This is a genomic window from Borrelia sp. RT5S, assembly GCF_021165755.1.
In the GTDB taxonomy this organism is placed as follows: Bacteria; Spirochaetota; Spirochaetia; order Borreliales; family Borreliaceae; genus Borrelia.
In genome coordinates, this window is sequence record NZ_CP088936.1 from 906,583 (window position 1) to 916,566 (window position 9,984).

Annotated in this window: 5 protein-coding genes; 1 reads left to right on the forward strand and 4 read right to left on the reverse strand. The window is 32.8% G+C overall.

Annotation, left to right across the window (positions count from 1 at the left end; genetic code table 11):
* Positions 1–9 precede the first annotated feature (9 nt).
* The 4 genes from LSO06_RS04350 to LSO06_RS04365 are packed head-to-tail and all read right to left on the reverse strand — an operon-like array spanning position 10 to position 7,895.
* Positions 10–828, reverse strand: coding sequence for a hypothetical protein (locus LSO06_RS04350; protein ID WP_231760813.1), 819 nt, complete (start codon positions 826–828; stop codon positions 10–12).
* Positions 816–3,956: an isoleucine--tRNA ligase gene (gene ileS, locus LSO06_RS04355; protein WP_231760814.1), complete on the reverse strand. Its 3,141-nt coding sequence runs from the start codon at positions 3,954–3,956 to the stop codon at positions 816–818. Before ileS ends, LSO06_RS04350 begins: the two co-directional genes overlap by 13 nt.
* A gap of 11 nt (positions 3,957–3,967) precedes the next feature.
* A complete protein-coding gene (locus tag LSO06_RS04360) occupies positions 3,968–6,163 on the reverse strand; it encodes an AAA family ATPase (RefSeq protein ID WP_231760815.1) in 2,196 nt (731 codons plus the stop codon).
* Positions 6,164–6,185: 22 nt separating this feature from the next.
* Entirely contained in the window at positions 6,186–7,895 is a 1,710-nt protein-coding gene (locus LSO06_RS04365) for a phospho-sugar mutase (RefSeq protein ID WP_231760816.1), read from the reverse strand.
* 116 nt (positions 7,896–8,011) lie between these two features.
* Between LSO06_RS04365 and uvrB the strand changes: the two genes are divergently transcribed.
* Positions 8,012–9,976 (forward strand): excinuclease ABC subunit UvrB, encoded by a 1,965-nt coding sequence (uvrB, locus tag LSO06_RS04370; protein WP_231760817.1) that lies wholly within the window; start codon positions 8,012–8,014, stop codon positions 9,974–9,976.
* Positions 9,977–9,984 lie beyond the last annotated feature (8 nt).

Here is a 9,984-nt window from a genome sequence, read left to right on the forward strand (position 1 = left end):
TTGTTCCTTTTATTCTTCTTGTTTTTTTGACAAAAGAGTTGACACAAATTCTTTAACACTTGTTTTATTAACTCTAAATTCAAGCTCTACGGTGTCCTTGTCTTGTATCCTAGATTGTATAGGGCTTGAAATTATTATTTTCGTTGTACTTTCTAGGAGAGTTGGTACTAATTTTTTCGATAGAATTGATAAAATTGTTGGATTGTTAGTCTTCAAATAAGCTTTTAAATGATAATCAACGGAATTTATGCTATTTGCAACAAGAGTTGCACCATTGAAGGGAATTAGATTTTTTTTGCTTATATTACTTGGCAATAGCAAAGCGATATCCTTTATCCAAAGGAACATTTCATTCTTCTCAAGTACATCGATTTTTGCTGTTAAGATATTTTCGTTCTTGTGTGCTACTTCTCTTTGATTTATTAAAATTCCGACTTTGTCTTTAGTGGGAGTAATATATATGTCTGAGTTTTTCATTTTCCATTTTGGATTTGTCAGTATGTTGCCCCTAGGAGCAAAGTTTGAATTATTTTGCATTCCCCAGAAAATATTTTTAGGAAAATTTCCTGTTATTACTGAGGAAAAGCTTTCTGGATTTTTTGTGTAACTTGCATACAGATTGCCAACGGAATTGACCCCGATTTTATACTTAAAACTTAAGTCGTCATATATAAACCTGTTTCTAGATAGATCTATGTAGGCGTAAACATCAGATGAGGGGTCTAGCAACATTATCGAAGATATTTTGCTTTTAGGTGAATAGTAAGTTAGCGTTGCGCATCCTAGGAAAAGAATGACTATGAAAACCTTAGTAATCAACTTGCGCATCTTTTAATGCCTATCATTATTTCTATGTCATCATCAAGATCTACCCTAGTTGTTGCCTCTTTTTCGTTTGTCTCTATCTTTAGAGTCAACGTTTCAGCTTTAATATAGTCTTCAAATTCACTCACTATTTTGGTCAATGTCTCATTGCCATCTGTATATAATATTATTCGGTCGCTAACATTAAATTTATTTTCTTTTCTTAAATTTTGAACCTTTCTTATAAGTTCTCTTGCCATACCTTCTAGAAGCAACTCCTCTGTTATTAGTGCATCCAATCCAATTGTAATAGAATCCTCATTGATTACTTTTAAGTTTTCTTTTTCTTTCCTCTCCAATATTATATCTTTTATTGTGATATCATACGTATTTTCTTCTATTTTAATTGTATGCGTACTGCCATTTATTATTTGCAATATAGCATCGTTGTTTAATTTCATTATTTCTGATGAGACAGCTTTCATATCTTTCGCAAGCTTACGTCCGAGCTCTTTAAAATTGGCTTTTGCCTTATAAGTAACAAGTTCTTCTTCATTTGATTTTATTTTTATTGCTTTCGCATTTATTTCTTCAAGTATTATTTCTTGCATTTCACCTAGTATTTCTTTTTCCCTTTGGTTCCTAGTTACAACGTAGATCGTACTAATAGGTTTTCGTATTTTGATGTCATGTGAGGCTCTAAGTGCTCTTGCAATTGATACCACTTTTCTTGTAAAGTTCATTTTGTTTTCAAGATCTTGTTTGATAAATTTCTCAATTTCCTTTGGGTATTCATTTAGGTGAATGGATTCTTTTTCATTCTCCGTCTTCAAATTCTGATAAATGTTTTCTGTTAAAAAAGGAATAAAAGGCGCAAGCATTAACATCAAGTTTTTCAGTGCATAATACAAAGTTTCGTAAGCATCTCGTTTATCAGTATCACTCTCAGACTTCCAAAACCTTCTCCTTGATCTCCTGATGTACCAATTATTTAATTTGTCAATGAATTCAAGAGATTCTTCTATTGATTTTGTTAAATTATATTTATCTATTTCTTCATTTAGTGTTTTTTTTAAACTTTCGATTTCGCTAATTATCCACTGATCAAGGATATTAGTTTTAGATAAATCGATGTTACTAGTAGCTTCAAACTTATCGATTATCGCATAAGTTATGAAAAAAGAGTAAGCATTCCAAATAGGTATGATAATGTTCTTAAGTACATCCTTAACCCCGTCATCATTGTATTTTAAATCATCGGCCCTTACTACAGGACTCATTACTAGGTAAAGTCGTAAAGCGTCAGCGCCGAATGTATTTATTACTTCCATTGGATCTGTGTAGTTTCTAAGGGATTTTGACATTTTTTTCCCATCGCTAGACAATACAAGCCCATTGACTATTACATTTTTAAAAGCCGTGTTTTTAAAAAGAGCAGTCCCTAATATTGTTAATGTATAAAACCAGCCCCTTGTTTGATCCAGTCCCTCTGCAACAAAGTCTGCAGGGAAAATTCTACCTAGACTATCTTCATTAGTATTCGCAAATGGATAATGATTACTTGCGTAAGGCATTGAACCAGATTCAAACCAGCAGTCTAAAACCTCACTCGTTCGAATATATATCCCGCCATACTCACTGGGCCAAGTTATTTTATCAACTTTGTCCTTGTGTAAGTCGTCTATCTTTTGTCCCGAGTACCTTTCAAGTTCTTCTCGAGAGCCTACGCATATTTTGTTTCCTGTCTTTGAACAGACCCAAACCGGTATCGGATTTCCCCAAAATCTATTCCTGCTTATTGCCCAGTCTTTTGCATTTGCTAGCCACTTGCCAAATCTTCCCTTTTTTAAGTGAGCAGGTATCCAGTTAATTTTTTCATTTGATGCCATGAGTTTTTCTTTTATTGCTTCAATGTTTACAAACCATGAACTTATAGGTCTATAAATTAAAGGTGAGTTTGTTCTATAACAAAATGGATATCTGTGCAAAAAATTTTCTCTTTTAAAGATCAGGTTCATTGATTTTAGTTTATCTATTATTTTTTTGTCTGCGTCTTTAACAAATAAACCTTCAAAATCTTTTACTTCATTTGTGAATTTGCATTCGGCGTCTATGGGAGTTACTATTTCAACCTTTGTGTTGCGTTTAAGTATTTGATAATCTTCTTCTCCAAAGGGGGCAATATGTACGATTCCTGTACCGTCATCCGTTGTAACATATTCTGCTGTGTGAACCCTGAAAGCACCCTTGTTTCTTTGTTTTAAAAAATAGGAAAAGACGGGCTCGTATTCCATGCCGACAATATTCTTACCTGTGAATTGTTCCAGTGTTGTATATGATTCTTCACATTTATAGTAGTGACCCAGCCTCTTTGTACCAAGTATAAAAGTTTCATTTCTTTCTTTATCAAATATTTTAGAATATTCTATGTCACTACCAACAGCAATTCCGAGGTTCGTAGGTAGTGTCCAAGGGGTCGTGGTCCAAGCAAGTAAGTACTCATTCTTGTCTTTTATTTTAAACTTGATAGTAAGTGATGGGTCATTAATCTCTTTGTACTCGCCAAGGTTTACCTCGAAATTCGATAGAGGGGTTGCAAGCTTTGGAGAGTAAGGCAGTACGTAATAACTCTCGTAAATTAATCCTTTATCGTAGAGAGTCTTAAATACCCACCATACAGATTCCATGAAATTTGTGTCCATTGTTTTATAATTTTTTTCAAAGTCCACCCAACGACCCAATCTTACAATGGTCTTTTCCCATTCTTTTGTGTATCTGAGAACTGTACTTCTGCATGCTTCATTAAATTTTTCGATTCCATATTGTTCTATTTCATGTCTTCCAGAAATTCCTAGAGACTTTTCCACCTCATATTCTACGGGTAAACCATGAGTATCCCATCCAAAATTTCTCTTAACATATTTCCCCTTCATTGTCTTATATCTTGGAATTATGTCTTTAATTGTATTTGGAACAAAATGACCGAAGTGGGGAAGCCCTGTTGCAAAAGGAGGGCCATCATAAAATACAAACTCTTCACATCCTTTTCGCTGTTGAACAGATTTTTGAAAAATCTTATTATCACGCCAAAACTCTAATATCTTCTCTTCTAACCTAGGAAAGTCCACTTTGTTATCTACATTCTTAAACATAAAATTTCCTTTTATTTTATTTTTATATTGCCCTTCTCTAGATATATCCTTATTAGGCTAATGGTGGGGGTTTTAAAGATCTTATTAACAATTTTTTCTTCTATTTCTTCTTTTATTGCATTTAAAATACTTCTTGCTCCAGAGTTTTTATCATAAAATTTTCTAATTATATGATCTTCAAGTGTATCATCAATCTCTATTTTAATGTTTTTGGAGCTAAACTTCTCAACGAGTTTTTTGCAATAATTATTGTATATTATTTTGACGTCTTCCTCCTGTAAGGCGTTAAATACTATTTTTTTCTGTATTTTATCTAACAGTGTTGACTTAAATCTTTTTTTAAGTTCATTATTGATTTCGCTCTTAATATTCAAATAACTATCTGTTTTATTAAATCCAATGCTTCCTTGTCCAAGAAGTATTTTAGATCCAACAGATGTAATGAGAACTATGATGGCGTTTTTAAAAGATATTTTGTTTTCTTGGCTGTCAATAAACTCACCATTTTCAATTATTTGTTCAATTACATTGAGCACTGAATTGTGAGCATTTTCGATGTTTTCGAGTATGATGAAGGCTCTAGGGGTATGTTTTAGTCTATTTGTCAACAGTCCACCATCAGCGTATCCTACATAGCCTGGATTTGTTCCTATTAATTTTGAAATAGAATTTTCTTCTCTATATTCCGACATGTCCGACTTTAATATTGAGTTTTTATCTTCCATAATAATGTTTGATACTTCGTTTGCTAACATTGTCTTACCACAGCCACTCGCACCTATGAGTAACATTGATGTTAAAGGTTTGCCACTGTCATTGATTTCAAGTTTTGTCTTAACTACTTCTTTAAGCATTTCATTTATAGCATGTTCTTGTCCAATTACTTTCCCCCTTATTCGTATTTCCGCTTCTTTAAGTGCATCAATTTCTTCTTTAATGCTAGATTTTGTTTTAACACTTAATATTTCATCTGTTGCTCTCTTGATGTCTTCAGCGTCAATTATCCGAGGCACTGCCTCTTGTTTTTTATTAGCTCCAGCAATATCAATCAGATCGATTGCTTTGTCAGGAAATCTTTTATTAATCAGGTATTTTGACGATAGGGTAACGACGTTTTTGATGGCTTCCTTTTTGTAAGTTACACCATGATAAGCTTCGAAATTTTTTATTATATTATCAAGAATGTTCATGGTTTCCTGTTCATTGGGTTCTTTTATTGATATTGTTTGAAATCTTCGGACAAATGCCTTGTCTTTAGAGATGTGTTTTCTGTATTCATCATGAGTTGTTGCTCCTATAATTTGTATTTCAGAGCGAGATAGGGCAGGTTTTAAAATATTTGACGCATCAAGAGCACCTTCGGAATTTCCTGCACCTACCAGTGTATGTATTTCATCAATGAATATTATCGTATCTTTATTTTTAGTGGATTTAATTAAGTTATTTAGCCTCTCTTCGAATTCTCCCCTATATTTTGTTCCCGATACCAGGTCAGAAGTATCAACTTTTAATATTACTTTATTTTTTAATCCACTTTTTATTTCTTTATTAGCAATTTTGATTGCAAGTCCTTCAACTATTGCTGTCTTTCCGATTCCAGGTTCCCCTATCAATATTGTGCTATTCTTATTTCGTCTTTCAAGTATGTTAATTAGTGTCTGAATTTCTTTCTCTCTGCCAACCAGAGGCTCAAGCTTACCTTCCTTTGCAAGTGTTGTTAAGTTTTTAACGTATTTTCCAATTTCAAAGTGATCATTCTCAAGTCTTATTTCATCCTCAAATTCTTTGTATGTTTCAATTAATCTTATCTTGTCTGTGTTTGTTATTATATTCTCTTCACTAAATCCAAAACTTAATCTATTGAGCTTATACTTCTTTAGTAGTTTTTTTGTTTTCAGTATCAGGTAAAAAATTTCTTTTATGCCTATTGAAGTTTTAGGTTTAAATTCTTTTTTTGCCTTTTCAATGAGAATGAAGACTTCCCTGCTTATTTTCGGAATCATGATCTCATTAGGACTTGACATAATTTTTTCTAACTTTTCTATTTCATACAAAGTATCCTGTTTTATGTTTTTTAAAGTTTTAGTGTCTATGTTCTCCAGTTCAGATCTTTTAGGGCGGACAAGTATAGACATTAACAGATGCCAGATTGAAACTTCCCTGTTATTACTCTTTCTAGCAACCTCTTTAGCGGATACTTCAACCAAATTGACTAGATTTCCTGCTATGTTAATATTTCTCTATCTCCATATTTACGTTTTTAATTATACCAAAAATATCGTTTTTTTGTTTGTCTCTCGAATGTATAGATACATAAAATTTAATTTTAGGTTCTGTTCCAGAGGGTCTAACAGTTAGCACTATTTGATTTTCTAATAAAAACTTTATTGCATTAGTAGGGTATTTATAATCTGATATTTCACTAATATTCCCGTTAGTATCTTTTTTTGTTAACGTTGCGTAATCTAATTTTTTGATTACCCTAACACCTGCAAATACTTTTTGTTCTTCATTTCTAAACTTTGCCATTAATTTTTCCCTTAAAGCTGTCCCCTCGGCTCCTTTAAGAGTTTTAGTGATGGTAATCTCTTCATAGTACCCAAATTCTTTGTACATTTCTTGAAGATATTCTTCTATTGTGCTTTTATTTTCTTTAAGAGTAAGCATTAAATCGCAAAAACCTTTAATGGCAGAAAATGCGTCCTTGTCCCTAGCTCCATCCCCAATTAAGTATCCATGACTTTCTTCACAACCAAAGATAAATTTTTTATTTGGCTCTTTGATTTTCATCTCGTTGATTAAACTTCCTATCCATTTAAATCCTGTATACGTTCTAAATAATGTTGAATTATACTTTTTAGCTATTTTATCCAACATTGGAGTTGTAACAAAAGAGGCTATTGTGAATGTGTTCTGAGGACTGCTTTCTTTGGATAATAAGTGATTCATTAAAATGCACGCAATTTGATTTCCGTTTAAAATTTTCCATACTTCACCTTCTTTAAAGGCAATGCCCATCCTATCTGCATCTGGGTCTGTTGCGAATGCAACATCGCATTTTTTTGCCTTTGCAAATTCTATTACCCTATACATAGCTATATGTTCTTCAGGGTTAGGGTATTCCACTGTAGGAAATTCTGGATCAGGATCTATTTGAGATGGTTCAGGCAACAAGTCTATTTCACTTCCTTTAAATAATTCTCTTATTGTTACTCCTCCTACTCCGTGTAAGGGAGTATATGCTACTCTTAATTTTGTTTTCCTACTTCTTTCATTAAAGTTGGGGAATTCTTCATTTATTTTTTCTATGTACGAAATATCAATCTCATCGTTAAGTTCTGTTATTAATTGGTTATTAATTCCTTCTTCCTTTGTAACTAGACTTGCAATATTGGAGATTTTTTGAATCTCAGATATTATAAGCGAGTCATGGGGCGGTATTATCTGAGCACCACCTTTCCAATAAACTTTGTATCCATTGTATTCTTTTGGATTGTGACTTGCCGTTATCATTATTCCAAAATCGCATCCTAATTTTACAACTGTATAAGACAACTGAGGTGTCGATCTCATCTTTTTATATATATAGACTTTAATACCATTTGATGCAAAGACCTCAGCAGCATTGTATGCAAATTCTTTTGAAAAACGCCTTGAATCATAGCTTATTGCAACTTTAGGAGTTGCGGTTATTTTAAGAATGTAATTGGCGATACCTTGACTTGCTTTTGTGATGTTGTAGGTATTCATATAACAAGTGCCGGCTCCAATAACTCCTCTCATGCCCGCTGTGCCAAACTCTAGGTCTTTATAAAATCTATTGAGTAACTCGCTTTCATTGTTTTCCTTGAGTAATTTAAATGCTTCATCCTTAAAGTATTTGTTTTTCTCAAGAAGGGTATATTCTTTTAATCTTTTTAAGAGTCTGTTGTCTTTCATACCATTTCCTTTATTTTTATATTAAAGAATTTCATACAAGATTATATATATTATTTTATAGTTTAAATGTAAAATGGTTAATTAAATTCTCATTTTCTGTTTTATTTGAGGTCTTAATGAAGTTTTGTTTAAAGTCTGATTATTCTCCTGCTGGTGATCAACCAAGAGCAATTAAAGAGGTTAGAGAGTCTATTTTGGCTCACAATAAGTATCAGACTTTGAAGGGCGTGACGGGAAGTGGTAAAACTTTTACAGTAGCCAATATTATTAAGGATTTAAATAGACCTTCTTTGATAGTTAGTCATAATAAAACTTTAGCCGCACAGCTTTATAGAGAATTTAGGGATTTTTTTCCAGAGAATGCAGTTGAGTATTTTGTTTCCTATTACGATTATTATCAACCCGAATCTTATATTGCTTCAAGAGATTTGTATATAGAAAAGGAAGCCACCATTAACGAAGAGATTGAGATAAAGAGAATAAGAACGGTAACATCTCTTTCCAGAAGGAGGGATGTTGTAGTAGTGGCTACAGTATCTTCAATATATGCATTAGGCTCTCCAGAATTTTTTAAAAGCTCGGCTCATGCTTTTTTCATAGGACAAAAAATTTCCATTAAGGAAATGGCAGATATTTTTGTGAGATTGCAGTACACAAGAACTCTTATGAACCTTGAGCATGATAAATTTTCTATTAAGGGAGATATCGTTGAAGTATGGCCTAGTAATGAACATGATAATTTTGCTTACAGAATTTATTTAGATTTTGATGAGGTTGTTAAAATTAACAGAATTAGTCCTCTTACAAAAAAAATTTTAGGCAGTATTGATGAGTTTACCCTTTTTGCCAAGTCGTATTTTGTCATTCCTTATGAGAGTATACTAGGCGCTCTTCCTAAAATATATGCTGACTTAAAGGTTCAATATCATTATTTTAAAGAAAATGGCAAGATTGTTGAGGCTGAAAGGCTTAGGCAAAGGGTGGAATATGATATTGAAATGTTAAGAGAAACTGGAACGTGTCAAGGTATAGAAAATTATTCTAAATATTTTAGTGGAAGTGAAATGGAGAGACCTTATTGTCTTTTTGATTTTTTTCCTAAGGATTATTTGCTTTTCATTGATGAGTCACATGTCACTTTGCCGCAGATTAGGGGGATGTACAATGGGGATTATGCAAGAAAGCTTAATCTTGTAAATTTTGGATTTAGACTCCCGTCGGCACTTGAAAATAGACCGCTTAGGTATCCTGAATTTGAATCTCTTATTAGTCAAGCTGTTTTCATTTCAGCCACCCCTGGGCCTGAAGAGCGAGAGAAGAGTAGCGCTATTATTGAGCAAATAATTCGTCCGACGGGGCTTGTAGATCCGGAAATTATTCTTAAGAATTCTGAAGGGCAAATGGAAGATCTTTACTCTGAAATACAGAAAAGAGTTGCTTTAAATGAGAAAGTTTTAATTACGACTTTAACTAAAAAAATGTCAGAGGATTTAACCGATTATTTACTGGGCCTTGATGTTAAAGCCAGGTATTTACATGCGGAACTTAACGCTATTGAAAGAGTAGACGTTATTACATCGCTTAGAAAATCAGAGATTGATGTTATTGTGGGTATTAATTTGTTAAGGGAGGGCTTAGATATTCCGGAAGTATCTCTTGTTGCGATATTGGATGCAGATAAAGTAGGCTTTTTAAGATCTTCCACATCTTTAATCCAAATAATTGGGAGGGCCGCTAGAAACTCAAATGGATGTGTTATTATGTACTATGATCAGGTAAGCTTTTCAATGCAAGAGGCTATTGATGAAACTAATAGAAGACGGAATATCCAAATGGGCTACAATAGGCGAAACAATATTACCCCAAGGACTATTGTTAAGAAAGTGCAACGAATTTTGGAAAAAGAATTAAAAAGAGAAACTGTCGGTGAAGATATTAAAAGAATTGTTTCAGATGAAAAATTATCCAAGAAAAACCTTATCAGTAAACTTAAGTTTAAGCTTGAAGAAGCAGTTAATGATGAGCGATTTGAAGATGCTATCTTTTTAAGAGATAAAATAAAAGAACTAACGAAGAGTTGAAATTTGTT

What these genes read in the sequence shown, in the direction of transcription:
- LSO06_RS04350 (WP_231760813.1), bottom strand. Translation starts at nt 828, where the DNA reads ATGCGCAAGTTGATTACTAAGGTTTTCATAGTCATTCTTTTCCTAGGA.
- ileS (WP_231760814.1), bottom strand. Translation starts at nt 3,956, where the DNA reads ATGTTTAAGAATGTAGATAACAAAGTGGACTTTCCTAGGTTAGAAGAG.
- LSO06_RS04365 (WP_231760816.1), bottom strand. Translation starts at nt 7,895, where the DNA reads ATGAAAGACAACAGACTCTTAAAAAGATTAAAAGAATATACCCTTCTT.
- uvrB (WP_231760817.1), top strand. Translation starts at nt 8,012, where the DNA reads ATGAAGTTTTGTTTAAAGTCTGATTATTCTCCTGCTGGTGATCAACCA.